Raw genomic sequence first — 23,253 nt, 5'->3', positions numbered from 1 at the left:
GTGGCGGGACGCCCGCCGCGTCCCTCGTTCCGCAGGTCCCTTCGACCTGGATGACTACATCGACTATGTCATTGAGTTTATAAGGTATTTCCAAGGCGACGTGCATGTGATGGCGGTCTGCCAGCCGACCGTGCCGGTATTCGCCGCAATATCGCTGCTCGAGGCTGAGCGGGACCGCTCCGTCCCGCGTTCCATGATCCTCATGGCGGGTCCCATCGACGCGCGCGTGAACCCCACGGCGGTCAACCGCTTCGCCGATGGGCGCAGCCTCGAATGGTTCGAGCGGAACGTCATCACGCAGGTTCCGTGGCCGCATAAGGGGATGATGCGGCACGTTTATCCGGGCTTCCTACAGTTGAGCGGGTTCATGGGCATGAATCTCGACCGCCACATCACCGCTCACCGCCATCTGTTCCATAATCTGATCAGAGGCGACGGCGACTCGGCCGACAAGCATCGCGAATTTTACGACGAGTTTCTTGCCGTCATGGATCTCACTGCCGAGTACTACTTGCAGACCATCGACACGGTCTTTCTCCGGCATGCCCTGCCAAAGGGGGAGATGGTGCATCGCAACAGCCGGGTCGACCCTCAATCCATCCGCCGGGTGGCGCTCATGACGGTAGAAGGCGAGAAGGACGACATTTCGGGGATCGGTCAGACCTTCGCTGCACATAATCTGTGCACGAACCTTCCGAGCTCCATGCGGCAACATCACCTGCAGCCGGGGGCCGGTCACTATGGCGTGTTCAACGGGTCTCGCTTCCGCGCCGAAATCGTACCTAAAATCAATAGCTTCGTCGCCGCCAATCAGAGGCGTAGGGGGCTGTTGGCGCGGTCCTTCAGCCGGATGTCCTAAAGCTTAGGCAGCGCCTTTCTTGACGCCTGTGCTATCGTAGCTTCGCCGAATCGAGGCTCAAATCGGTCGGCGCAGGGAGCGTATGTGTCATGCTTAGGCGGCTGAGGCCCGGTAACGGCGAAACCATCGAAGTTAAGGTTAAGGGGCTGGAACTTCCCCTTCTGTTGCGCCGCAGCTCACGCGCGCGGCGCTTCAGCCTGCAAGTGAGTGAAGCCCGGCGCGGGGCCATACTCACCATGCCGGTCTATTCGAGCTTCGCCGATGCGGATGAATTCCTATCGCGCCATCTCGATTGGCTGAAAGAGCGCGTCGCCGGATTGTCCGAGCCCGTGCCCTTCACCCACGGCGCCATCGTGCCATTACGCGGTTTCGCCCATCAGCTGCGCTTTGCCGGCGCCGTGCGCCGGCGTGGCGTGGTGTGGATGGAAGCCGCCGAGGACGCCAAGGCCGCGCCGGCCTGGCCGCAAGGAGCGAGGCTGCCGATCCGCAGATTGCCGCGCCTCATCGTCGCCGGCGAGCCGGAGCACGCGCCGCGGCGCATGCTCGACTGGCTGAAGCGACAGGCGCATCAGGATCTGAAGACACGCGTCGACGCGCATGCGGGCCGGCTCGGTCTCAGGCCTGCGCGCATCTTCGTGCGCGACCAGACCACGCGCTGGGGATCGTGCTCGACCACCGGTGCCTTGTCCTTCTCCTGGCGGCTCGTGCTCGCACCGCCCTTCGTGCTCGACTATCTCGCGGCGCACGAGGTCGCCCATCTCGGGCACATGAATCACGGACCGCGCTTCTGGAACCTGGTCGAGCGCACCATGCCGCGTCATGAGGAGGCGAGGTCGTGGTTGCGTAAGCACGGCGCCAGCCTGCATCGCTACGGCTCGGAAGGCATGCTGCCCTCCGCGCACGGACGCTCGCCGATGCGCACCATCGAGTAGCGGACTACCCGCCGGAGAGAAGGTCGATCATGCGGCGGTAGAGCGGCGCGTTCGTCCTCTCCGTTGGCGCAGGCCACCGCGACGACGCCTCCTCGAGCCAAGGCGAGCGCGTGCCCGGCAGCGCCAGCGGCTGCTTGCCCTCATGCGCGTAGACCATGATGTCATGCCAGATATGCGCCGGCAGCGTTCCGCCGGTCACGTTGCGCATCTTCGAGCCGTCGTCGTTGCCGACCCAAACCCCGCCAACATAGTGGGCGGTGTAGCCCACGAACCAGGCATCGCGCGAGCCTTGGCTGGTGCCGGTCTTGCCGCCGGCGATCTGGTCGGGGAGCGCCGCTTGCCGTCCGGTGCCGCTGACCATCGTCGCGTTCATCATGTCGTTCATTTCCGCGACATAGGACTGATCGACGACCCTGCCGAGCTTCGCGCCCTTGTACTCGTAGAGCAGCTTGCCGTCGCCGTTGCGCACGCGGGCGACGATATGCGGGGTGATGCCGTCGCCGCCATTGGCGAACGGAACGTAGGCGGCGACGAGCTCGAGCGGGGTGACCTCGGCGGTGCCGAGCGCGAGCGACGGACGGTCGTGCAGCTCCGAGCGGATGCCGAGCCGCCGCGCCGTGCTGACCACGTTGCCGCGGCCGACATCGTCGGCAAGCTTCACCGCGACGGTGTTGATCGACTGGGCGAAGCTGTCGCGCAGCGTCACAGCGCCGCGATAGGTGCCGGTATGGTTCTTTGGCGACCAGCCGTCCACGGCGACCGGCGCGTCGTCGGCGATCGAGTCGGGCGTATAGCCGCTTTCGAGCGCGGTGAGATAGACGAAAGGCTTGAAGGCTGAGCCGGGCTGGCGGAGCGCCTTCACCGCGCGGTCGAAGGGGCTCGTCCGGTAGGAGCGGCCGCCGATCAGCGCCTTGATCCCGCCGCTCGTGTCGAGCACCACCACGGCGCCTTCGCTCACATCGAGGGCCTTGCCTTCAGTGTCGAGCGTCTGGCGCAGCGTCAATTGCGCGGCGCGCTGAAGGCCGGCATCGATGGTGGTCTCCACGATGAGATCGCCTTCGGTGTTGCCGACCACCTCGGGCAAGGTCTCGGCCACCCAGTCGACGGCATAAGGATATCCCGTCTCGTCGCTGAAGGTCCTGAGCCGCAAGGGCTCTGCGGCGGCGGCCTCGGCTTCCGCGCTCGAAAGGAATCCGGCCTCGACCATATTGTCGAGCACGATGTCGACACGCGTGGTTGCGAGCTCGACATTGCGCGTCGGCGCATAGCGCGAAGGCGCCTTCAGGAGGCCGGCAAGCAGCGCCGCCTGCGTCAAGGTCACCGACCGCGCCGAGCGCCCGAAATAGCGCCGCGCCGCCGCCTCGACGCCATAGGTGCCGCCGCCGAAATAGACGCGGTTGAGGTAAAGTTCGAGAATCTCGTCCTTGGTGAAGCGCCGCTCGAGCCAGATGGCATAGATCGCCTCTTCGAGCTTGCGGGCAAAGGTGCGGTCTGGCGAGAGGAACAGGTTCTTGGCGAGCTGCTGGGTGATGGTCGAGCCGCCCTGGACCACGCTGCCAGCCGCGAGATTGCGCATGCCGGCGCGGACGAGGCCGACCGGATCGACGCCGAGATGGTTGTAGAAGCGGCGGTCCTCGGTGGCGATCACCGCGCGGGGCAGATAAGGCGGCAGCCGGTCGAGGCGGACATAGCCGCGCCTCAAGCCCCGCTCGGCGAGCACGGTGCCGTCGGAGGCAAGGATGGTGAGGTTTGGCGGCCGGTCGTCGAGGGTGAGCAGGATCGGATCGGGCAGGCGGGCAACGAAATAAAGGAAGGCCCCGCCGAGCATGAGAACCACCCAGGCGCAAGCCATGAACAGGACGCGGAGTACGGCGCGCCGGAACGGGCGATCCGTGTTTCTCTGCGCTTGCGTCTTGCGGGGCTTCCGCGCGGGCGCGCGCTTGCCGCCGAAATGCGGTTCGACGCGCTCTTTCCCCTTTGCAGACTTCGCCGCTGGCTTTGGCTTCCGCCGTGCTGCCATGGTTTGCTTGCCCCAGCCGTCCGCGATCGCGGGGCAGGCGCCCCCACGAGCCTTGGCGCCTAGAGGCTAGTTGTTTCAGATTGACCCAGGGTTAAGGCGAGTGGCCCCTGGCGGAGCTAGAGGATTTCAACTCAATCAGCCCTCTAGTCTCCGTCATGGCCGGGCTCAGCCCGCCCTCGGGGGCCACGACCCGAGGGTCTCGGCCCATCCACGGCCGATTTTCTCGACACGAGGGGGAAGCGTTCCGGATGCTCGATGATCTCTTCCGTGAGATCGACATCGAGGTCCGGCCAATAGAAGTGGCCCCGTCTTGGTTCCTCGACTTTGAGGATCGCCCCCACAGGAGCATCCTTGAACCACGGAAAGTCCTCATAAGGAAGAAACAGCTCCTTGTCTCTGGCGAGCAGCCAGATCCCCTGAGCAGAGATGTTTGTCACTTCAACTCCTGAAGTGCTCGTGCCAAGCGCGAACGATCCGGTCATAGTTGTCCTCCACGATGGCCTCTGCCTCTTTGAGCTGCTTGCGCGAAAGGCCATGGTTCCGAGCCAACTGAAGTTCAGGCTCAAGCCAGAATTTGGCCTCACCGCCTCGGGCTTCCACGTGAACGTGGCAGCGAGGCTCCTCCTTTGAAAAGAAGAAAAAACGGTAGCCCTTCTCGCGAAGGACAGTTGGGCTCATGCAGTTCCGCTATCATCCTTCATCTCAAACGTCCAGATTGGCCACCTGGAGCGCGTTGGCCTGGATGAATTCGCGGCGCGGCTCGACCACATCGCCCATCAACCGCGAGAAGATCTCGTCGGCCTCGTCAAGCTCGCCCACCTTCACTTGCAGCATGGTGCGGGAGTTGAGGTCGAGCGTGGTCTCCCATAGCTGCTCGGGGTTCATCTCGCCGAGGCCCTTGTAGCGTTGCAGCGTCAGCCCCTTGCGGCCAGCCGCCATCACCGCGTCGAGCAGCTCGGAGGCCCCGTGCACCACGGTGGAGATGTCCTTGCGCTTCAGCGTCGCGGGCTTGGCATAGACCTCCTGGAGATGTTCCGCATATTGATCGAGCTTGAGCGCATCGGCCGAAGCGATGAACGGCCCATCGATAAGATGGGATTCCATCACGCCCCTGAGCTCGCGCCAGAAGCGTAAGCCGCCTTCGGGCAGCGCCTCGCCGCGCCAGCCGCGCTCGGTCTCCTCGGCAAGCGCATCGAGACGCTTGGCGATATAGGCAGCGGCTGCCTGCGCATGCTTGGCATCTTTCAGCAGCTTGGGCGAGAGCGCGCCGGCGATCGCCGCCTGCTCGATGACGAAGCGCGGATAGCGCGAATGCAGGCCCTTGAGGATGCCGGCAATCTTGCGCGCAGTGTCGACGATGTCGCGCAAATCGGCGCCCGCGCGCGTGGCGCCGTCGCCGGAGACGAGAACGGTGTCCTCAAGCCCCTCGCCGACGAGATACTCCTCGAGTGCCTTCTCGTCCTTGAGGTAGCGCTCTTGGCTTCCGCGCTTCACCTTGTATAGCGGCGGCTGAGCAATGAACAGGTGTCCCTGCTCGATCAGCGCCGCCATCTGGCGGTAGAAGAACGTCAGCAGCAAGGTGCGGATATGCGATCCGTCGACATCGGCGTCGGTCATGATGATGACCTTGTGATAGCGGAGTTTCCCGATGTCGAACTCGTCATGGCCGATGCCGGTGCCGAGCGCCGTGATCAGCGTGCCGATCTCCTGGCTCGACAGCATCTTGTCGAAACGCGCCCGCTCCACATTGAGGATCTTGCCGCGCAACGGCAGCACCGCCTGGAAGGCACGGTCGCGCGCCTGCTTGGCGCTGCCACCGGCGCTGTCGCCCTCGACCAGGAACAGCTCGGACTTGGCGGGATCGCGCTCCTGGCAGTCGGCGAGCTTGCCTGGCAGCGACGATATGTCGAGCGCGCCCTTGCGCCTCGTCAGCTCGCGCGCTTTGCGCGCAGCCTCGCGCGCGGCAGCAGCCTCGACGATCTTCTGCACTACGGCGCGCGCCTCTCCGGGATTCTCCTCGAACCACTGCGACAGAGCTCCAGCCATGACCCCTTCGACCACGGGGCGCACCTCCGAGGAGACAAGCTTGTCCTTCGTCTGGCTTGAGAATTTCGGGTCCGGAACCTTGACCGAGAGCACGCAAGTGAACCCCTCGCGGGCGTCGTCGCCGGTCAGCGCCACCTTCTCCTTCTTGGCAATGCCGGATTCGGCGGCGTAGGTGTTGACGGTGCGGGTGAGTGCCGAGCGCAAGCCGGCGAGATGCGTGCCACCGTCCCGCTGCGGGATGTTGTTGGTGAAGCAGAGCACGTTCTCGTGGTAGCTGTCGTTCCACCACAGCGCCGCCTCGACCACGATCTTGTCCTGCTCCTTCTCCACCACGATGGGCTCTGGGATCAGCGGGTGCTTGGTGCGGTCGAGGAAGCGCACGAAGGCGCGCAAGCCTCCGTCGTAGCGCAACTCCTCGGTCTTAGGCTCGACGCCGCGATGATCGGAGAGCACGATGCGCACGCCCGAATTCAGGAACGCCAACTCGCGCAAGCGATGCTCGAGCGTCGCGTAGTCGAACTCGACCATGGTGAAGGTCTTTGTCGACGGTACGAAGGTGACGCGCGTGCCGGTTCTGGTCGCAGGACCGACCTCGGCGAGAGGCGCCACCGGCACGCCGTGGGCAAAGCGCAGAAAATGCTCCTTGCCATCGCGCCAGATGGTGAGGTCGAGCCTGGACGACAGCGCATTGACCACGGAGACGCCGACGCCATGCAGGCCGCCGGACACCTTGTATGAGTTCTGGTCGAACTTCCCGCCGGCGTGGAGCTGCGTCATGATCACTTCCGCCGCCGACACGCCTTCGCCTTTGTGAATCTCGGTGGGAATGCCGCGGCCGTTATCCACCACCGTGGCCGAGCCGTCGGCGTTCAAGGTCACTTGAATCTCGTCGCAGTAGCCGGCCAGCGCCTCGTCGATGGCGTTGTCGACCACCTCGTAGACCATGTGGTGGAGGCCCGATCCGTCGTCGGTGTCGCCGATATACATGCCAGGCCGCTTGCGCACGGCATCGAGGCCTTTCAGCACCTTGATGGACTCGGCACCATAGTCGGAGGCCGCGGCTTGTTTCTTTTCTGAGGCTCGTTTCATTGGGTCCTTGCGGGTCGATTTCGATGTCTTTTTCTGGCGTCTTGGCCGGCCGAAACCGGGGCCCTGATCAGGCGCTTATTCTACCCCGATTCACCGCCAAGATTTGGGCCTGCGACGCGATTGGCGCGAAGATCGACCGGTCGGTTCCGGTCATCCAGGCTTGGGCTTTCAGGTCCAGAATCTCGTCAAAAAGGGCCTCTCGGCGGGCCTGGTCGAGATGGGCCGCCACCTCGTCGAGGAGGACGAGGGGGGCAGCGCCGGAAAGCTCACGGATCAGCCTCGCCTTGGCGAGCACGAGGCCGAGAAGAAGCGCCTTCTGCTCGCCAGACGAGCAATTGCCGGCAGGGGCATTGTGGGGGCCGTGAAACACTATTAGGTCGCTCAGATGCGGTCCTGCAAGGGCCCGGCCGGCGAGGCGGTCGCGCTCGCGCGCCTCCGACAGGAGGCTCACATAATCGTCTTCCACTTCGACCGCAGGGCGCTCCATCAAAGCCCGCTCAAGCGTGCCTTCGAGGCTCAGCACGGCGAAGGGAAAGGGTCCCGGCCCTCGCGCCTCCTGCGTCGCCTGAATCAGCGCCGCGAGCCTGGCGATGGCATCGAGCCTCGCCGCGGCGATGGCCACGCCAGCCTCGGCCATCTGCTCCTCAAGCCCGGCGTAAAGCGACGGCGATCCCTCGCGCAGCTGGAACAGCCGGTTCCGCTGCCGCATGGCGCGCTCGTAGCGCCCGCGCGGGCCGCTCATCTTCGGATCGATGGCGAGCATCAGCCGGTCGAGGAAACGGCGGCGCTCCGATGCTGGCCCGGTGAACAGCCCGTCCATCTCGGGGATCACCCAGACGAGATGCACGTAATGGGCTAACGCGCCTGCGCTCTGGTCCTTGCCGGCAATGCGCACGCTGCGGCCTGAGCCTTCGCTTCCGCCGGCAAGCGCGAAGCCGGTGCCGATCTCGACCACGCCTTCGAGCGACATCACTGTGGCTGCGACCGCCCAACCGCCGGGGCCGTCCTTGCGGGCAAGCTCGTCATAGGGACGCCCGCGCAAGCCTTGTCCGGCGCCGAGCAGCGACACGGCTTCGAGCAGATTGGTCTTGCCCGCGCCATTGTCGCCGACGAGCACCACCGGGCGCTCATCGAAGCTCGCCGCGGCTCGCTCGTAATTGCGAAAATTGGTGAGCCTCAGCTCCTCGACATAGAGCCGAGCCTCGGCACGAGCGGCTTCGCCCATCGCCTCACGTGCAGCCCGATCGCGATATCCGCTCGGGGCCGCCCTCATACCCGCATCGGCATGAGCACATAGAGAGCGGACGCATCCTTGCCGTCGCGGATCATGGTCGGGGAGCCCGGATCGGCGAGCTGGAACTCGGCGGTGCCGCTTTCGAGCTGCCCAGAGATATCGAGCAAATAGCGGGCGTTGAAGCCGATCTCGAGCGGATCGAAGCCATACTCCACGGGAAGCTCCTCGCTCGCGCTGCCGCTGTCCGGATTGTTGACCGAAAGCGTGAGCCTGCCGTCGGTGATGGAAAGCTTCACCGCGCGGCCCTTGTCGCTCGACAGGGTGGAGACGCGATCGACGGCCTCGGCGAAGGCGTGGTTGTCGACCTCCATGGTCTTGTCGTTGCCTTGCGGGATCACCCGCTCATAGTCGGGGAAGGTGCCGTCGATCAGCTTGGAGGTCAGCACCACGCGCGCCGTCGAGACGCGGATCTTCGACGGCGACAGCTCGATGCGCACGTCCCCATCGCCGTCCTCAGCGAGCTTGGCAAGCTCAGCCACGGTCTTGCGCGGCACGATCACGCCGGGGATGTCCTTGGCGCCGGCGGGCAACGGCAATTCAACTTGCGCCAGGCGATGGCCGTCGGTGGCGACGGCCCGCAGCACCTTCTTGCCGCCGCTTTCCGCGGCGTGGAGATAGATGCCGTTCAGATAGTAGCGGGTCTCCTCGGTGGAGATGGCGAAGCGGGTCTTCTCGATGAGGCGCCTGAGGTCCGCCGCTGGCATGGTGAAGGCGTGGCCGAGATCGTCGACGCTCAAGGCCGGAAAGTCGTCGGCTGGCAGCGTCTGGAGCGAGAAGCGCGCCTGACCGCAACTGATGGTGAGCCGGCCCTGATCGCCCTCACGCGCGATGTCGATGTCGGTTCCCTCGGGCAGCTTGCGCACGATGTCGTGGAACATATGGGCTGGCACCGTGGTCGCGCCTTCGCCTCTGGCCCGCGCCGGCACCGTCTCGACGATCTCCATGTCGAGGTCGGTCGAGGTCAGCTTCAGCTCGTTGTTGCGCGTGGCGAGATGCACGTTCGACAGGATGGGAATGGTGTTGCGCCGCTCGACCACGCTCGCCACATGGGCGAGCGCCTTGGTCAGAGCAGGCTTATCGATGGTGAATTGCATGGGTTAAGCGAAACCACTCCGGCGCCCCTTCGGGGTGGTTGCAGGCATTCCGGCCGAAGCCGTCAAGGACCCGGCGCGAGAACCCCGAAAAGGCGCGATGAAAGCTAAGAACTCCCGCTTCAACTTGACCCGATAGGGGCAAATTTGCAAGAGCGGGAGGCGGGGCGGGAACGCCCCATTTCCTCGGATTTTCAACCCCCCTAGTCGCGTAAAAGCCGCTTCAGCAGCTCGATCTCCTCGCGCAGCTGATTGTCGTCGTTCATGAGCTGCTCGATCTTGCGGATCGCATGCAGCACCGTGGTGTGATCGCGGTTGCCGAACCTGCGGCCGATCTCCGGCAGCGAGCGCGAGGTCAGGAGCTTCGCCAGATACATGCCGATCTGGCGCGGCCTGACGATGGAGCGGTTGCGCCGCCCGGACAAGAGGTCGCCGCGGTTCACGCCGTAATGCTTCGACACGGTACGCAGGATGTCGTCGATGCGCACCCGCCGCGGTTCCGCTCCCCGCATCAGGTCGCGCACGATCTGCTCTGCGACCTCGATGGTGACCGGCTCGTCGGTGAGCTGGTAGCTCGCGCGCAAGCGATGGATGGCGCCCTCAAGCTCGCGCCCGCTCTCGGTCAGGCGCTCGGCGAGGAAGGCGAGCACCGTGTCGGAGATGGCAAGCCCACGTGTCTCTGAACACGCCTCGGCGGCGCGCTTCGACAGGATCTTGTGGCGCAGCTCGTAGTCCATCACCCCGATCTCGGCGACGAGCCCGCCGCCAAGCCGCGACCGCATGCGCATGTCGAGCTTGTCGAGCTGGGTTGGCGCCCGGTCGGCCGCCACCACGACCTGACGGCCGCCGTCGATCAGCGAGTTCAGCGTGTGGCAGAACTCCTGCTGGATGGTCGGCCCTTGCAGGAACTCCATGTCGTCAATCAGCAGGATGTCGATCTTGCGCAGCTTCTCCTTGAAGGCGAGTGCGTCGCGCGCCCGCAGGGCCTGCACGAAACCCGACATAAAGCGCTCGGCGGTGAGATAGAGGACCTGCGCCTCGGGCTTGCGCTGCTTCACGTCCCAGGAGATCGCGTGCAGCAAATGGGTCTTGCCGAGACCGACGCTGCCATGGACGAAGAGCGGGTTGAACAGCTGCTGCGGCGTCGAAAAGGCGCCGGCAACCTCCTGCGCCGCGGCGTGCGACAAGCGGTTCGAGGCGCCGACGAGGAAGGTGGCGAAGGTCAGCCTCGGGTCGAGCGGCGAGCCTTCGAAGCCGCCATAGCCGGTGCGCAGCGGCATGGGCAAAGGCGGCGCCTCTTCGAGCGTGGGCATCGCCATCGGTTTTTGGCGCAGAAGCTCCTTCGGCTGCTCATTGCCGAAATGCGGCTGCCGCACGCGGAATTCCACGCGTTCGACCTCGGCCCATTCGGACCTGAGGAGTCTCAGCACGAAATCGTAGTAATGCGATCTAAGCCAATTGCGCAGGAAGCGCGTCGCCACCGTCAGGTGGACGCAGCCCTCATCGAGGCGCTCGAGCTCGACCCCCCTGAACCAGCTGGCGAATACATCCTCGCCCAACTCCGCGCGTAGCCGGCTTTTGACCCGCCCCCAAGCATCGCCTGAGGACGCGAACTGCTCTTGCTGTGCCACGGTTCTTCTTCTGCTCCATGTGTTCTGGTTCGCGCCGTTACGCACCGCACGCTTCTTACTTGAGCAGTCAACAAATTCGACGCGGACAGTCGTGACCGTCCTGATGTCAGGTCTTCCCGCCTAGCCTTGCAGCCAGGGGAGACCGGACGCTTTCCACCCAGTTAGGGCGCCGCGGTGCCGCAAATCGTCAAGCGGCCCTTCGAAGCCGCATAAGACGTTGTGACAAGACCGGAACCCCGCCTCAGCCATTGCTCTGGCCGCGGCCAGGCTCCGGCTACCCGAACGGCAAATAAAATAGAGGTCGTCATCAAGCTGCACGCCAAGTGCTTTGAGTTCGCCGGCGAGGCGCTCGACGAAGCGCGCATCGACGCTCTGGTCGGGAAAGGTCTGCCACTCGACGAGGACAGCCCGTTTGCCGATCGGTCCGAGGTCAGGAATTCCGACATAGGTCCACTCCGCGCGCGTGCGCACGTCGACAAGCTGGGAGCGGGCGTCTGACGTAAGACCCTCCCACGTCGCAGCAATGTCGACTTCGTCGACCATCTATCGAACCCCTGGTTGCTCAAAGGACACTTCGCCGCTCGATCCCAAGCAACATCAAAGAAGAATTGGAGTGTCAGCCACTATATGTGGTGGCTACGCTGAACCCGCACACAAAGCCACACACAGGATTATCGTTAACTGTCTACAACTTTCCCACAACCCCGACAATCGAGACAAGACAAGTGCGCCCCGGCTGCGGCCAGGTGGCATACGCTCAATTGTGAGGAGGGGAACTGCCCCGTTCGGATGGTTGGACTATACACATGGGCACGGGGGTGAGCAAGCGACGCCCCCGCGCGGAGAGCCCCGGAATCCAAGGTCGACGGCGCATTGGCAGCTTCCGGCAAACCCCTGACGGCAAGGCTGAATCCTGGCTGAAGCGCCGCCGCCTGAGGCAGTAGCGCACAGGTTATGCAAGTGTCACAGAATTGGAAATTTTTCTGGGGGTAGGGAGCCGCGCGAGGCCGGGGTCACAAGATCGCAGTCAAACGGTTGAAATATCTTCACCGAATTGACACGCGTGAGCGGTTGCGCAGGGCAAATGTCCCACCCGTTTGTCACTCCAGCGCAACAGTCGTGCTTTTTTTGGTCAGGCGCCCGGCATGGCGCTGACGCGCTTGGAGAGCCGCGACACCTTGCGCGCGGCGGCCTTGCGATGCAGGAGGCCCTTCTGCGCCGTGCGCGCCAAGACCGGCTCGGCCTCTTTCAGCGCTGCTGCTGCGGCTTCCTTGTTGCCGGCGGCGATCGCCTCTTCCACTTTGCGCGCGTAGCTGCGCATGCGGCTGCGGCGCCCCTTATTGGCTTCGGTGCGGCGGAGGGTTTGGCGGGCAGCCTTCTTCGCCGATCTAGTATTGGCCATGGTTCAGATCCTAAACGTTTGCCCCTTCGGCACTGGCCGATCCCGGAAAGCACGGAGAAACGGGGAGTAGTGAGCCCCGGTCTATAGCGAGCGGCCTCCCAAGCGTCAACTGGACGCGTTAGCCACCCACGCGGTTGACAGGGCAAAGCGCCGATGGCTCTTGTGGCCTCGCTCGTTTGCATGAGCAGGAGGGGTGAGCACACCACATGCGCATTCTGGTTACCGGCGCCGCCGGCTTCATCGGTTTCCATACGGCGGCCCGGCTGCTCGACCGCGGCGACGAGGTCATTGGGCTCGACAATATGAGCCCATATTACGATGTCTCCATCAAAGAGGCGCGTCTTGAGCGGCTCAAGGGCCGCAACGGATTCCATTTCATCAAGGCCGACCTTGCCGAGCGCGAGGTGGTCGAGGCGGTGTTCGCCGAGGAGAGGCCCGAGCGCGTCATCCACCTCGCCGCGCAAGCCGGCGTCCGCTATTCGCTCAACCACCCCCACGCCTATATCGAGGCCAATGTCGCCGGAACCCTGCATGTGCTGGAAGGCTGCCGCCACCACGGCGTTGAGCATCTCGTCTATGCCTCGTCGAGCTCGGTCTATGGCGCGAACCGCAAGCTCCCCTTCAGCGTCAGCGACAATGTCGATCATCCGGTGAGCCTTTACGGCGCGACCAAGAAGGCGAACGAGCTGATGGCGCATTCCTACGCCCATCTCTTCGGCCTTCCGGTGACCGGCTTGCGCTTCTTCACGGTGTACGGCCCGTGGGGGCGGCCCGACATGTCGCTCTTCCAGTTCACCCGCAACATTCTCGAAGGCAAGCCCATCCCCGTGTTCAATTACGGCCACCACGCGCGCGACTTCACCTATATCGACGACGTGGTGGAGGGCGTGGTGCGCACGGTCGACGTGATCGCCACGCCTGACCCGGACTGGCGGCCTGAGAATCCCGATCCCGCCACCTCGTCGGCGCCCTACCGGCTCTACAATATCGGCAATCACTCGCCCGTATCTCTGCTCGACTATATCGCCGTGATCGAGGACGCGGTTGGCCGCAAGGCAGAGCTTGAGATGCTTCCGGCGCAGCCCGGCGACGTCGAGGAGACTTACGCCGATGTCGAGGCGCTGAAAAATGCCGTTGGCTTCGAGCCCTCGACCCCGATCGCAGTCGGCGTGAAGCGCTTCGTCGCCTGGTATCGCGAGTTTTACGGGGTTTGACGTTCGGCATACCTCCCCCTTGTGGGGAGGTCCGACGACGCCGTTCGGGCGGCGTCGGGGTGGGGCCCGAGCGCTTCACCCCACCCGGCGATCCCGGCTCGAAGCCGGGCTCGCCACCCTCCCCTGAAGGGGAGGGATGAAAGGATGCGATAGCCTCGACCCTCATTCAGTCATGACTCTCCGTTGCCGCGACGCGATCAGGCGTCCGGGCTTTATCTCATCTATCCCTCGGCGGATGCGCGAGGGGATGGCGCGCCGACAAGCGCATGCCATTATGGGTCGCGTCTCCGGCGGAGACGCGCGGGCGCCTCTCGGCGCGCCACATGCGCTCAAGCAGCGAACACACGAGTGTGGAAGCGTTGGCGCATGCTCATTTGCGACGATTTAGCGACCGGCCGGGCCCCGCTTTCGCCCTGAGTGCCCCGCGCTCTGTCTCTCGAATGGAGATGCGCGTTTGGGATAGACCCCAGGGTCGTCAGCCAGCTCCTGGCAGGGACCCTTAGTGGTCCCGGGGGGAGCCCCGTCGCCGCCCGAGTGCCTGGCTTGTGAACCAGACCCGCAGGGCGCCGCGCCTCGTCCCGCCTCACGACGCCTCATGAAAGCGCCCCTCAGTGGACGAGGTGAGTGCAGCATAATCGCGCCCTGGGGAGCGGGGATAAGTTTCATACCTCCCCCTTGCGGGGAGGTCCGACGACGCCCCTTCGGGCGGCGTCGGGGTGGGGGCCATTCTTCTACACCTGACCCCACCCGGCGATCCCGGCTTGAGGCCGGGCTCGCCACTCTCCCCTGAAGGGTGAGCACGGATCGTGTTCAGCCTCGGTTCAGCTTGGCGTCGCTAGGTTTTCGCGCGATAGTTGCTGAACCTGGCGTGTTTCCCAAGGGAGGGGAGCCATGCGCCGCGCGATCCTGGTGCTCATTGCTTTTACCCTCGCAGTCCTCGGCGCTGCGCCGCCGGCGTCAGCCGCGAAGCGCGTCGCGCTCGTGATCGGCAATTCATCCTACGAACACGTTCCAGCCCTCAAGAATCCCAAGAACGATGCAGAAGCCGTCGCGACCACGCTGAGCCGCCTAGGCTATGAGGTGGTCAAGGGCATTGACCTCGATCATGAACATTTCGCGCAAACCGTGCGCGATTTCTCGCGCGCGCTCGTAGGCGCCGACACTGCGGTCGTCTTCTATGCGGGGCATGGCCTTCGCGTAGCCGACCGCAACTATCTCGCCCCGATCGACGCCAAGCTTGAAAACGAAGCCGATCTCGATTTCGAGATGGTTCAGGTCGAGACCATCCTCGCCCAGATGGAGCGGGAACCGCGCGTCAATATCGTCCTTCTCGACGCCTGCCGCGACAACCCGCTTGCACGCAATCTTGCGCGCACCATGGGCACGCGGTCGGCCGCAATTGGGCGGGGGCTGGCCCGGATCGAGACCGGTATCGGCACGCTCATCGCCTTTGCGACCCAACCAGGCAATGTTGCGCTCGACGGCGAGGGGGACCATAGCCCGTTCACTGCTGCGCTCCTCGAACATATGGAGAGGCCAGGTCTCGATATCGCCCTTCTGATGCGGCAGGTCCGCCAAGAGGTCATCGCCGCCACCGCCGGCAAGCAGGTGCCCTGGGACAACTCCTCCCTCACGGATGATTTTGCCTTTAATCCAGCGCCGTCGTCGCCGCAGGCGCAGCAGCAGGTGGCGGCCGTCACGCCGCCGCCAGCACCCGTCGCGCCGCCGCCGCCCGTCGAGCCGGCGGTGATCACACCTCCGAAGCCCGAGGCGTCCGAACCCGAGGGCGATCCCGTGGTGAGAGCGATGCACAAGGCGGTCGACGAGCGGAGCAACGATGGGGTCTTTGCCTTTCGCGACCCGAAGCTGAACGCCGAGCTGAAACTTTCCTTCGAGAAAGTCAACTTGGTCCGGAACCTTGAAGGCTATGGCCTCGTCGCCAACGCCAACTTCCACGACAAGGGCAATGACCAAAAGCACTACGCCGTCGACTTCTGGTTCAAGCCGGAGGGTTCCGCTCTCAAGCTCATGGATATCAGAATTCAGAAGGGGCCCAAGCAGGAGGGCGACAGTTGGTTCATGGTCACCCGAATGCCCATCGCTTGGTGGTGGCTTCCGACCCCGGAAAAGCCGGGCGACGCCAAGACGACACAAGCTTGGCAGGTGATGAGCGCGATCCACAGCTACATCGTCACCAACAAAGACGCGAACGGCAACCTTCTCATCCGGAACGACAAGACCGGGAAAACAGAGCCGCTCGAATTCGTAGAAATCCACCAGCCGGTGCGTCACGTGAAGAAGACCGGGCAATATTTTGTGTGCACTGATTTTCGGAGGCCAGGCAGCCAGGACGAGTATTACGACATCGACTTCTGGTTGGACCAAAAGGACGGCAAGCTTCGGGTCAAGGAAGTGAGGATGCACAAGGTACCGGCGCTGGAGGACGGAATTTGGACACAGGTTCCCCGTTACAATTTTGGGAATTTGAGTTTTGATATCGCGAACTGAAGATTCAACGGAATAGCCCGCGAGCAGGGGCCACCGTCAGCAGCTCCGCAGCGAGCGGCCGAATCGCCGCGATGAGCAGGAGCACACCAAGGCCCATGCTTGGGGCTTACAGCGCCACTTTCCTCAATCTCGCGCACGGCGCCTCGCGCAACGCGGCCTCCGTGCCAGGCTTGGCGCGGTGGTAGGCGATCACGGTAACTTTTCCCTGCATGTCCCTCCTCCCGCTTGAAGCTGGGGTCGGAACATAACATCTCTCCTTCAAATGCTCGGCACTTCGAAACCAGGCATGACGCAAATTGCGCGGCGGCGCCGCGAGCAGCCGTCTGTTGCCCAAATCACACGACCCTGAAGAAGCTGCGCCTGACGTGGAACAGGCTGGTTCTTCAACGGTTTCTCAATCCAGGTGTTGGAAGGATGGCCCCCATGTCGCGTAACAATAATCACAAGGCTGCCTCTGACTGGCCCCCGGGCGAACGGTCTCCTGGCGAAGATTGCTATTGGGCGCGGTTCGATTATTTGAAGCTCCGGGAGACGCTCGAAGCGATCGTTTCGGCGATGGAAGCAACCGCAAAGGACGATCAGCCTGCGCCGGTGCCTGAGCCCGAAAGCACGCTGCGGCTGGTGGTCTCGAACGATCGGCCAGAGACCCAAGAGGACCCGCCCGCGCAAGGGCCGGAGCCGATGCCCGCGTGAGCGGAGTTCTCGCTGACCTGTTCTTACCTCCCCCTTGCGGGGAGGTCCGACGACGCCAAAGGCCGTCGGGGTGGGGACCGAGCGTTTCACCCCACCCGGCGATCCCGGCTTGAGGCCGGGCTCGCCACCCTCCCCATCAAGGGGAGGGATGAAGGTGCGATACGCTGGGCGAAGCAGTCGCTGCCTTAGCGGTTTTTGAACATCGGCGGCCGCTTCTCGATGAAGGCCGCCATGCCCTCTTTCTGATCTTCGGTGGCGAACAGCGAGTAGAACTGCCCGCGCTCGAAGCGCGTGCCTTCGGCGAGCGTCGTGGCGAAGCCGCGATTGATCGCCTCCTTGATCATCATCACCGCGTGCTGCGACAGATTGGCGATCTTGTCGGCGACCTTCATCGCCTCGTCATGCAGTTGCGCGACCGGCACGATGCGGCTCACCAGCCCCGAGCGCTCGGCCTCGACGGCGTCCATGCGCCGGCCGGTCAAGCAAAGCTCCATGGCCTTGGCCTTGCCGACGGCGCGGGTGAGCCTCTGCGTGCCGCCGGCGCCGGGCATGATGCCGAGATTGATCTCAGGCTGGCCGAAGGAGGCATTGTCGCCCGCAAGGATGATGTCGCAGGACATGGCTAGCTCGCAGCCGCCGCCGAGTGCGTAGCCAGCGACCGCCGCGATGATCGGCTTGCGGCAATGACTGATGCGATCGAAAGGCGCGATGAAGTCGCTGCCATAGGCCTCGACGAAGGTCTTCTTGTGCATTTCCTTGATGTCGACGCCGGCGGCAAACGCCTTCTCGCTGCCGGTGATGACGATGCAGCCGATCTCCGGATCGGCCTCGAAGGCGTCGAGCGCGAGGTTGAGCTCCTTGATCAGGAGCGCGTTCAGCGCGTTCAGCGCGTGCGGGCGGTTGAGGGTGATCAGCCCGACCTTTCCTTCCGTGGTGACGATGATCGTCTCGTACTGAGCGGCAGGCTTGAGGTCTCGTTCCCTGGTCAAGTCATTGGCAAACATGGTGCGTCTTGTTCCCTTATCGTTGACAGTTTGGGCAGTAGAAGGTCGAGCGGCCGCTCTGGACGATGCGGCGCACGGTGCCGCGGCAGCCTTTCTTTCGACAGGGTTTTCCCTCGCGCCCGTACACTTTGAAGGAATGCTGGAAGCGCCCGAGCCTGCCGTCGGCGCGGACGTAGTCGCGTAACGAGGAGCCGCCGGCCTTGATCGCATCGCCGAGCACGGCCTTCACCGCCTTGACCAAAGCTTCGATCGCTTTCGTGGGCTTGCCGGTCTTGGTCGCGAGCGTCCCGGCGAGCCGGAGCGGCGAGATGCCGGCGCGAAACAGCACCTCGCAGGCATAGATGTTGCCGAGACCGGCGATCAGGCGTTGATCGACCAGCGCCGCCTTGATCGACGTGGCCTTGCCCTTGAGCCTGTTGCCGAGCCATTCGGGTGTGAAGTCCGGACTTAACGGCTCGACACCGAGCCCCTTGAACAGCGCATGCGCAGGCAGCGTCTTGCCGGGGATGAGATCCATGAGCCCGAAGCGGCGCGTGTCGCTGTAGCGCACTGAAGTGCCGTCGGCGAGATGGAACACGACGTGCTCGTGCTTCGGTGCGGGCTTCCGCTCGTCCTCAAACTCGCCGAGCTCGAGCGTTTTTCCGTTCGCCTGATCGATGCTGAAGCGGCCGGTCATGCCGAGATGCATCACCAGCACCTCGCCGTCGTCGAGGCGGGCAAGCAGATATTTCGCGCGCCGGTCGAGCGCATCGACCTTTCGCCCTTGCAGGCGCTCGGCGAAATGCTTCGGCAGCGGAAAGCGCAAGTCTTGGCGCCGCTGCTCGACGCAGCGGAAGCTGTTGCCGACGAGCACCGGCGCAAGGCCCAGTCTGACCGTCTCGACCTCAGGCAGTTCGGGCATCAATTGTTACCGCAATGCGAAAGAATTCCGTTGCGGCGCAACAATAGCTTGAAATCCGGCCTTGCGCTATTGTCCAGCGCATGAATGCGACCAAAGATGAGAATGCGAGCTTCGGCTTTGCGCCGGTTGCCGCGGAGGCCAAGCAGGGGCTGGTCAACGAGGTCTTTGCCAGGGTCGCGCGCCGCTACGACCTGATGAACGATCTGATGTCGGGCGGCCTGCACCGGCTCTGGAAAGACGACCTGATCGGCTGGCTTGCCCCGCCCAAGGGCCGAGCGCCCTTTGCCCTGCTCGACGTCGCCGGCGGCACCGGCGATATCGCCTCGCGATTCCTCGGGGCCTCAGGCGACGGGGTACGGGCGGTGATCTGCGACATCAGCGCCGAGATGCTGACGGTTGGTCGCGAGCGGGCCGGAGAGGGCGAACGGCTCACCTTCGTGCAAGGAAATGCCGAGGCTTTGCCCTTCCCGGACAAGTGCTTCGACGCCTACACCATCGCCTTCGGCATGCGCAATCTGACCCATATCGAAAAGGCGCTTGCCGAAGCCTTCCGCGTGCTGAAGCCCGGAGGGCGCTTCCTGTGCCTTGAATTTTCCGCGGTTGAGACGCCGATCCTCGACACGCTTTACGATGCCTATTCCATGAATGCGATTCCGGCGCTCGGCGCCCTTGTCGCGGGCGATGCCGCCTCTTACCGTTACCTGGTGGAGAGCATCCGCCGCTTCCCCGATCAGAAATCCTTCATGGGAATGATCGAAACTGCCGGCTTCGAGCGGGTGCGCTACCGCAATTTGACCGGCGGCATCGCCGCGATCCACTCCGCCTGGCGGCTATGATGTTTTCATTCTTGGACATAGCTGTTGCATTCGTCATGCCCGGACTTGATCCGGGCATCCATTCCGTTACGCCTCAACGTTTGTTGGGGTCAGTGGAATGGATTGCCGGGTCAAGCCCGGCAATGACGGCGCTTGCTGGCGAGGCGTCGTCATGAACGCACTCGCCAATATGGTCCGGTTGACGCGGGCAGGGGCTGTCATCGCCTGGTCAGGGGCCCGCGTGCTCCCCGACGAGCTGCGCCTGCCGCCGCCGCTGACGATTTTCCGCCGCATGACCGCGCCGCTGCGCAAGGACAAGGCAAATGGGACAGGCCACGACGTGGCCAATGAGGCGCGACTCTCCACCGCGCTCACCTCGCTCGGGCCGTCCTACATCAAGCTCGGCCAGTTCCTCGCCACCCGCGACGACATCATCGGCCGCGAGCTCGCCGCCGATCTCGCCACGCTGCAGGACCGCCTGCCGCCCTTCTCGCAGGATGAAGCGCGAAGAGCGGTCGAGGACGCGTTCGAAGCGCCTATCGACACGCTGTTCGCCGAATTCGGTCCGCCGGTGGCGGCGGCCTCGATCGCCCAGGTGCATAAAGCTTTCGTGCGCGAGCAGGGCGCCGCGCTCAAGCCCGTCGCCGTCAAGGTGCTGCGCCCCGGCATCGAGCAGCGCTTCAACAAGGACCTCGACTCCTATTTCTTCGCCGCGCGCATGATCGAGCGCTTTCACCCGCCATCGCGCCGGCTCCGCCCTCAGGCCGTGGTGGAGACGCTGGCGAAGTCCGTCGCCATCGAGATGGATTTGCGCATGGAGGCCGCCGCCATTTCCGAGATGGCCGAGAACTCCAGGAACGACGAAGGCTTTCGCGTGCCGGATGTCGATTGGAGCCGGAGCGCGCGGCGCGTGCTGACGCTCGAATGGATCGACGGGGTGCCGATCTCCAATCACGAAACTCTGCGCGCGAGAGGCCACGACCTGAAAGCGCTTGGCGCGCGGTTGATGCGGACCTTCCTGCGCCACGCCATGCGCGACGGCTTCTTCCACGCCGACATGCATCCGGGGAATTTGTTCATCGACGATAAGGGCCGCATCGTCGCCGTCGATTTCGGCATCATGGGGCGGCTTGGGCTGAAAGAGCGGCGCTTCCTCGCCGAGATCCTGCACGGCTTCATCACGCACAACTACCGGCGCGTGGCCGAAGTGCATTTCGAGGCAGGCTACGTGCCGCGGCGCCATTCCGTCGAGCAGTTCGCCCAAGCCTTGCGCGCCATCGGCGAGCCGATCATGGACCGCCCGGCCAGCGAAATTTCCATGGCGCAGCTTCTCGGCCAGCTCTTCCAATACACCGAAGTGTTCGACATGCAGACGCGACCGGAGCTGCTGCTGTTGCAGAAGACCATGGTGGTGGTTGAAGGCGTTGGCCGGAGCCTCGACCCCGGGCTGAACATGTGGGTGGTGGCTGAGCCGGTGGTGAAGGATTGGCTGCAGAGCCAGTTCGGCCCCGAGGCGCAATTCGAGGCGGCGGCCGAGGGCGCGGTGTCCGTCGGCAAATTCGTGACCGATATCCCGAAGCTTCTCGGCCAGGCCGAACGCACGGCCGACGCCTTCTCGGCCTTTGTCGAGGAGGGCGTCAGGCTCGACGACTATACTGTCGAACGGCTCGCCGAGGCGCAGAGCCGGAAGAACCGCTCAAGCCGCATCGGCATCTGGGTCGGGGCCATAGCGCTTGCCCTCATCGCCCTGGCGCTGCTGCTCTGAAAGAGTCGCGTTATGCGTGACCCCCACCCCGGCCCTCCCCCTTGCAGGGGGAGGGAGCAAAGCCCCGCTGTTATCCCTCCCCTTAAAAAGGGGAGGGTGGCGCCCGGCCTTCAGGCGGGGCGCCGGGTGGGGATTGACGTTGCATTGAGAAGCGCTAACCCCAAATGATTGTCATTGCCCGGCTTGACCGGGCAATCCAGTATTCTCGGCCGAATGGCAACGAGCGAAGTCTGAACATGCAAGGCAAGCGCATCCTGCTCATCGTCGGCGGCGGCATCGCCGCCTATAAGAGCCTCGACCTCGTCCGCCGCCTGAAGGAGCGGGGCGCCTCGGTGCGCGCGATTCTCACCAAAGGCGGCGCGGAGTTCGTCACACCTCTGTCGCTCTCGGTGCTCTCCGAGGAAAAGGCGTTCACCGACCTGTTCGATCTCAAGGACGAGGCCGAGATCGGGCACATCCGCCTGTCGCGCGAAGCCGACCTGATCGTGGTGGCGCCGGCGACCGCGGACCTCCTCGCCAAGATGGCGCATGGACTGGCCGACGATCTCGCCACCGCCGTGCTGCTCGCCGCCGACAAGAAGGTGCTCGTCGCCCCTGCCATGAACGTGCGCATGTGGCAGCACAAAGCCACCAAGCGGAACGTGGCGCGCTTGCGCGAAGACGGGATCGCTTTTGTCGGCCCCAATGAAGGTGAGATGGCTTGCGGCGAATACGGGCCTGGCCGCATGGCCGAGCCAGGCGAGATCATCGGCGCCATCGAGACTCTGCTCGGCGCCAAGGCCGCCGGCCCATTGGCGGGGCGCCGCGTGCTCATCACCTCCGGCCCGACGCAAGAGCCGATCGATCCGGTGCGCTATATCGCCAACCGCTCGTCCGGCAGGCAGGGCCATGCGCTTGCCCGCGCCGCTGCCGCGCTCGGCGCCGAGGTCACTCTGGTGAGCGGCCCGGTGACGCTCGCCGATCCCGAAGGCGTGCGCGTGGTCAAGGTCGAGACGGCGCATGAGATGATGGCCGCCACCCTGGACGCCCTTCCCGCCGATATCGCCATTTGCGCCGCCGCCGTCGCCGATTGGCGTGCCGCCGACGAGGCGCAGCACAAGCTCAAGAAGCAGGGCCGAGGCGAGACGGTGCTGAAGCTTGCCCAGAACCCTGATATCCTCGCGACCATCGCCGGGCTCGGGCAGAAGCGCCCGCGGCTGGTCATCGGCTTTGCCGCCGAGACCGAGAATCTCATCGCCAACGCCACCGCCAAGCGCCGCGCCAAGGGCGCAGATTGGATCGTGGCCAACGATGTGTGGCCGGGGACCGGCGCCATGGGCGGCGACCAGACGCAGATCCACCTCGTCACGGCCGTGGGCATCGAGGATTGGCCGCCGATGAGCAAGGACGAGACGGCGGCGAGGCTGCTCGCCCGCGCGAGCGAGGCGCTACAGGCTCTGCGCTCGGCCGCTGAATGACGGGGGTCGTCGTCCGGCTGCTGCGCCTGCCCCATGGCCAAGGCCTGCCGCTTCCAGCCTATCACTCGGAGCATGCCGCGGGCCTCGACGTGGTGGCCGGCGTTGCCGAGGACGCGCCGGTCGAGCTTGCGCCCGGCGCCCGCGCGCTGATTGCCACCGGCTTTGCGCTCGAGCTTCCGCCGGGCTTCGAGGCCCAGCTTCGCCCCCGCTCGGGACTCGCACTGAAATCTGGCGTGACGATCCTGAACAGCCCCGGCACCATCGACGCCGACTACCGCGGCGAGGTCAAGGCGATGCTGGTCAATCTCGGCTCGGAGCCGTTCACCGTCCGCCGGGGGATGCGCATCGCCCAGCTCGTGGTGGCGCGCGTCGAGCATGTGCGCATCGAGCAAGTCTCGGAGCTCGGCGGCACATCGCGAGGAGAGGGCGGCTTCGGCTCCACGGGGTAGCTTGCATCGTGAACTGACTCCCGCTCCCCCCTTGAGGGGGAGCACGCTCGCGCGTCTTGCGCGAGCGGAGGGGGGTAGCGGCA

At 64.6% G+C, this 23,253-nt stretch carries 20 protein-coding genes; 9 read left to right on the top strand and 11 right to left on the bottom strand.

Annotated features, from left to right (window positions below):
• Together phaZ and ACREC7_RS06410 are read left to right on the top strand one after the other, a co-directional pair.
• Positions 1 to 859: polyhydroxyalkanoate depolymerase (phaZ, locus tag ACREC7_RS06415; protein WP_431554860.1), on the top strand; the 859-nt coding region annotated here is incomplete at its 5' end.
• Between the two features lie 89 nt (positions 860 to 948).
• A complete protein-coding gene (locus ACREC7_RS06410) occupies positions 949 to 1,791 on the top strand; it encodes a M48 family metallopeptidase (RefSeq protein ID WP_431554859.1) in 843 nt (280 codons plus the stop codon).
• 4 nt (positions 1,792 to 1,795) lie between these two features.
• Here ACREC7_RS06410 and ACREC7_RS06405 read toward each other — a convergent pair whose 3' ends face one another.
• The 9 genes from ACREC7_RS06405 to rpsT form a co-directional block, all read right to left on the bottom strand.
• On the bottom strand, positions 1,796 to 3,811 hold the full coding sequence (locus tag ACREC7_RS06405; RefSeq protein ID WP_431554858.1) for a transglycosylase domain-containing protein: 2,016 nt from the start codon (positions 3,809 to 3,811) through the stop codon (positions 1,796 to 1,798).
• A gap of 143 nt (positions 3,812 to 3,954) precedes the next feature.
• Entirely contained in the window at positions 3,955 to 4,248 is a 294-nt protein-coding gene (locus ACREC7_RS06400) for a DUF2442 domain-containing protein (protein WP_431554857.1), read from the bottom strand.
• Position 4,249: 1 nt separating this feature from the next.
• The gene (locus tag ACREC7_RS06395; protein WP_431554856.1) at positions 4,250 to 4,489 is read right to left on the bottom strand and encodes a DUF4160 domain-containing protein; all 240 of its coding nucleotides are present in this window, start codon (positions 4,487 to 4,489) and stop codon (positions 4,250 to 4,252) included.
• A gap of 24 nt (positions 4,490 to 4,513) precedes the next feature.
• A complete protein-coding gene (gene gyrB / locus ACREC7_RS06390; RefSeq protein ID WP_431554855.1) occupies positions 4,514 to 6,946 on the bottom strand; it encodes a DNA topoisomerase (ATP-hydrolyzing) subunit B in 2,433 nt (810 codons plus the stop codon).
• Between the two features lie 67 nt (positions 6,947 to 7,013).
• Positions 7,014 to 8,171 carry a DNA replication/repair protein RecF gene (gene recF / locus ACREC7_RS06385; protein WP_431554854.1) on the bottom strand — a complete coding sequence of 386 codons (1,158 nt, stop codon included), beginning with the start codon at positions 8,169 to 8,171 and terminating at the stop codon, positions 7,014 to 7,016.
• Between the two features lie 44 nt (positions 8,172 to 8,215).
• Complete coding sequence (dnaN, locus tag ACREC7_RS06380) at positions 8,216 to 9,334, bottom strand: DNA polymerase III subunit beta (protein ID WP_431554853.1); 1,119 nt, start codon at positions 9,332 to 9,334, stop codon at positions 8,216 to 8,218.
• Positions 9,335 to 9,534: 200 nt separating this feature from the next.
• Positions 9,535 to 10,962 carry a chromosomal replication initiator protein DnaA gene (dnaA, locus tag ACREC7_RS06375; RefSeq protein WP_431554852.1) on the bottom strand — a complete coding sequence of 476 codons (1,428 nt, stop codon included), beginning with the start codon at positions 10,960 to 10,962 and terminating at the stop codon, positions 9,535 to 9,537.
• A gap of 120 nt (positions 10,963 to 11,082) precedes the next feature.
• The gene (locus ACREC7_RS06370; RefSeq protein ID WP_431554851.1) at positions 11,083 to 11,505 is read right to left on the bottom strand and encodes a rhodanese-like domain-containing protein; all 423 of its coding nucleotides are present in this window, start codon (positions 11,503 to 11,505) and stop codon (positions 11,083 to 11,085) included.
• A gap of 589 nt (positions 11,506 to 12,094) precedes the next feature.
• Entirely contained in the window at positions 12,095 to 12,364 is a 270-nt protein-coding gene (rpsT, locus tag ACREC7_RS06365; RefSeq protein WP_431554850.1) for a 30S ribosomal protein S20, read from the bottom strand.
• Positions 12,365 to 12,570: 206 nt separating this feature from the next.
• Here rpsT and ACREC7_RS06360 point away from each other — a divergent pair, with 206 nt between their 5' ends.
• The 3 genes from ACREC7_RS06360 to ACREC7_RS06350 all read left to right on the top strand — a co-directional run bounded on the left by ACREC7_RS06360 (position 12,571) and on the right by ACREC7_RS06350 (position 16,779).
• Positions 12,571 to 13,578, top strand: coding sequence for an NAD-dependent epimerase (locus ACREC7_RS06360; RefSeq protein ID WP_431554849.1), 1,008 nt, complete (start codon positions 12,571 to 12,573; stop codon positions 13,576 to 13,578).
• Positions 13,579 to 14,469: 891 nt separating this feature from the next.
• Complete coding sequence (locus ACREC7_RS06355; RefSeq protein ID WP_431554848.1) at positions 14,470 to 16,086, top strand: caspase family protein; 1,617 nt, start codon at positions 14,470 to 14,472, stop codon at positions 16,084 to 16,086.
• Between the two features lie 423 nt (positions 16,087 to 16,509).
• Positions 16,510 to 16,779 (top strand): hypothetical protein, encoded by a 270-nt coding sequence (locus ACREC7_RS06350; RefSeq protein ID WP_431554847.1) that lies wholly within the window; start codon positions 16,510 to 16,512, stop codon positions 16,777 to 16,779.
• Positions 16,780 to 16,964: 185 nt separating this feature from the next.
• Here ACREC7_RS06350 and ACREC7_RS06345 read toward each other — a convergent pair whose 3' ends face one another.
• Both ACREC7_RS06345 and mutM read right to left on the bottom strand, forming a co-directional pair.
• The gene (locus ACREC7_RS06345) at positions 16,965 to 17,783 is read right to left on the bottom strand and encodes an enoyl-CoA hydratase (RefSeq protein ID WP_431554846.1); all 819 of its coding nucleotides are present in this window, start codon (positions 17,781 to 17,783) and stop codon (positions 16,965 to 16,967) included.
• A 16-nt stretch (positions 17,784 to 17,799) separates the two neighbouring features.
• Positions 17,800 to 18,684 carry a bifunctional DNA-formamidopyrimidine glycosylase/DNA-(apurinic or apyrimidinic site) lyase gene (gene mutM, locus ACREC7_RS06340; protein ID WP_431554845.1) on the bottom strand — a complete coding sequence of 295 codons (885 nt, stop codon included), beginning with the start codon at positions 18,682 to 18,684 and terminating at the stop codon, positions 17,800 to 17,802.
• A gap of 80 nt (positions 18,685 to 18,764) precedes the next feature.
• Between mutM and ubiE the strand changes: the two genes are divergently transcribed.
• The 4 genes from ubiE to dut all read left to right on the top strand — a co-directional run bounded on the left by ubiE (position 18,765) and on the right by dut (position 23,170).
• On the top strand, positions 18,765 to 19,520 hold the full coding sequence (ubiE, locus tag ACREC7_RS06335) for a bifunctional demethylmenaquinone methyltransferase/2-methoxy-6-polyprenyl-1,4-benzoquinol methylase UbiE (protein ID WP_431554844.1): 756 nt from the start codon (positions 18,765 to 18,767) through the stop codon (positions 19,518 to 19,520).
• A 97-nt stretch (positions 19,521 to 19,617) separates the two neighbouring features.
• On the top strand, positions 19,618 to 21,264 hold the full coding sequence (ubiB, locus tag ACREC7_RS06330) for a 2-polyprenylphenol 6-hydroxylase (RefSeq protein WP_431554843.1): 1,647 nt from the start codon (positions 19,618 to 19,620) through the stop codon (positions 21,262 to 21,264).
• A 236-nt stretch (positions 21,265 to 21,500) separates the two neighbouring features.
• Positions 21,501 to 22,721 (top strand): bifunctional phosphopantothenoylcysteine decarboxylase/phosphopantothenate--cysteine ligase CoaBC, encoded by a 1,221-nt coding sequence (gene coaBC / locus ACREC7_RS06325; protein WP_431554842.1) that lies wholly within the window; start codon positions 21,501 to 21,503, stop codon positions 22,719 to 22,721.
• Complete coding sequence (gene dut / locus ACREC7_RS06320; protein ID WP_431554841.1) at positions 22,718 to 23,170, top strand: dUTP diphosphatase; 453 nt, start codon at positions 22,718 to 22,720, stop codon at positions 23,168 to 23,170. The genes coaBC and dut overlap by 4 nt, the downstream gene beginning before the upstream one ends.
• Positions 23,171 to 23,253 lie beyond the last annotated feature (83 nt).

The organism is Methyloceanibacter sp. (assembly GCF_050728395.1).
GTDB lineage: Bacteria > Pseudomonadota > Alphaproteobacteria > Rhizobiales > Methyloligellaceae > Methyloceanibacter.
Note: the sequence above shows the minus strand (reverse complement) of the source record. Positions and strands in the feature narration are given on the sequence as shown.

Excerpts from the sequence above, each read along its gene's own strand:
- ACREC7_RS06410 (WP_431554859.1), top strand. The coding sequence starts at position 949 with ATGCTTAGGCGGCTGAGGCCCGGTAACGGCGAAACCATCGAAGTTAAG.
- ACREC7_RS06405 (WP_431554858.1), bottom strand. The coding sequence starts at position 3,811 with ATGGCAGCACGGCGGAAGCCAAAGCCAGCGGCGAAGTCTGCAAAGGGG.
- ACREC7_RS06395 (WP_431554856.1), bottom strand. The coding sequence starts at position 4,489 with ATGAGCCCAACTGTCCTTCGCGAGAAGGGCTACCGTTTTTTCTTCTTT.
- gyrB (WP_431554855.1), bottom strand. The coding sequence starts at position 6,946 with ATGAAACGAGCCTCAGAAAAGAAACAAGCCGCGGCCTCCGACTATGGT.
- recF (WP_431554854.1), bottom strand. The coding sequence starts at position 8,171 with ATGGGCGAAGCCGCTCGTGCCGAGGCTCGGCTCTATGTCGAGGAGCTG.
- dnaN (WP_431554853.1), bottom strand. The coding sequence starts at position 9,334 with ATGCAATTCACCATCGATAAGCCTGCTCTGACCAAGGCGCTCGCCCAT.
- ACREC7_RS06370 (WP_431554851.1), bottom strand. The coding sequence starts at position 11,505 with ATGGTCGACGAAGTCGACATTGCTGCGACGTGGGAGGGTCTTACGTCA.
- rpsT (WP_431554850.1), bottom strand. The coding sequence starts at position 12,364 with ATGGCCAATACTAGATCGGCGAAGAAGGCTGCCCGCCAAACCCTCCGC.
- ACREC7_RS06360 (WP_431554849.1), top strand. The coding sequence starts at position 12,571 with ATGCGCATTCTGGTTACCGGCGCCGCCGGCTTCATCGGTTTCCATACG.
- ACREC7_RS06355 (WP_431554848.1), top strand. The coding sequence starts at position 14,470 with ATGCGCCGCGCGATCCTGGTGCTCATTGCTTTTACCCTCGCAGTCCTC.
- ACREC7_RS06350 (WP_431554847.1), top strand. The coding sequence starts at position 16,510 with ATGTCGCGTAACAATAATCACAAGGCTGCCTCTGACTGGCCCCCGGGC.
- ACREC7_RS06345 (WP_431554846.1), bottom strand. The coding sequence starts at position 17,783 with ATGTTTGCCAATGACTTGACCAGGGAACGAGACCTCAAGCCTGCCGCT.
- mutM (WP_431554845.1), bottom strand. The coding sequence starts at position 18,684 with ATGCCCGAACTGCCTGAGGTCGAGACGGTCAGACTGGGCCTTGCGCCG.
- ubiE (WP_431554844.1), top strand. The coding sequence starts at position 18,765 with ATGAATGCGACCAAAGATGAGAATGCGAGCTTCGGCTTTGCGCCGGTT.
- ubiB (WP_431554843.1), top strand. The coding sequence starts at position 19,618 with ATGGATTGCCGGGTCAAGCCCGGCAATGACGGCGCTTGCTGGCGAGGC.
- coaBC (WP_431554842.1), top strand. The coding sequence starts at position 21,501 with ATGCAAGGCAAGCGCATCCTGCTCATCGTCGGCGGCGGCATCGCCGCC.
- dut (WP_431554841.1), top strand. The coding sequence starts at position 22,718 with ATGACGGGGGTCGTCGTCCGGCTGCTGCGCCTGCCCCATGGCCAAGGC.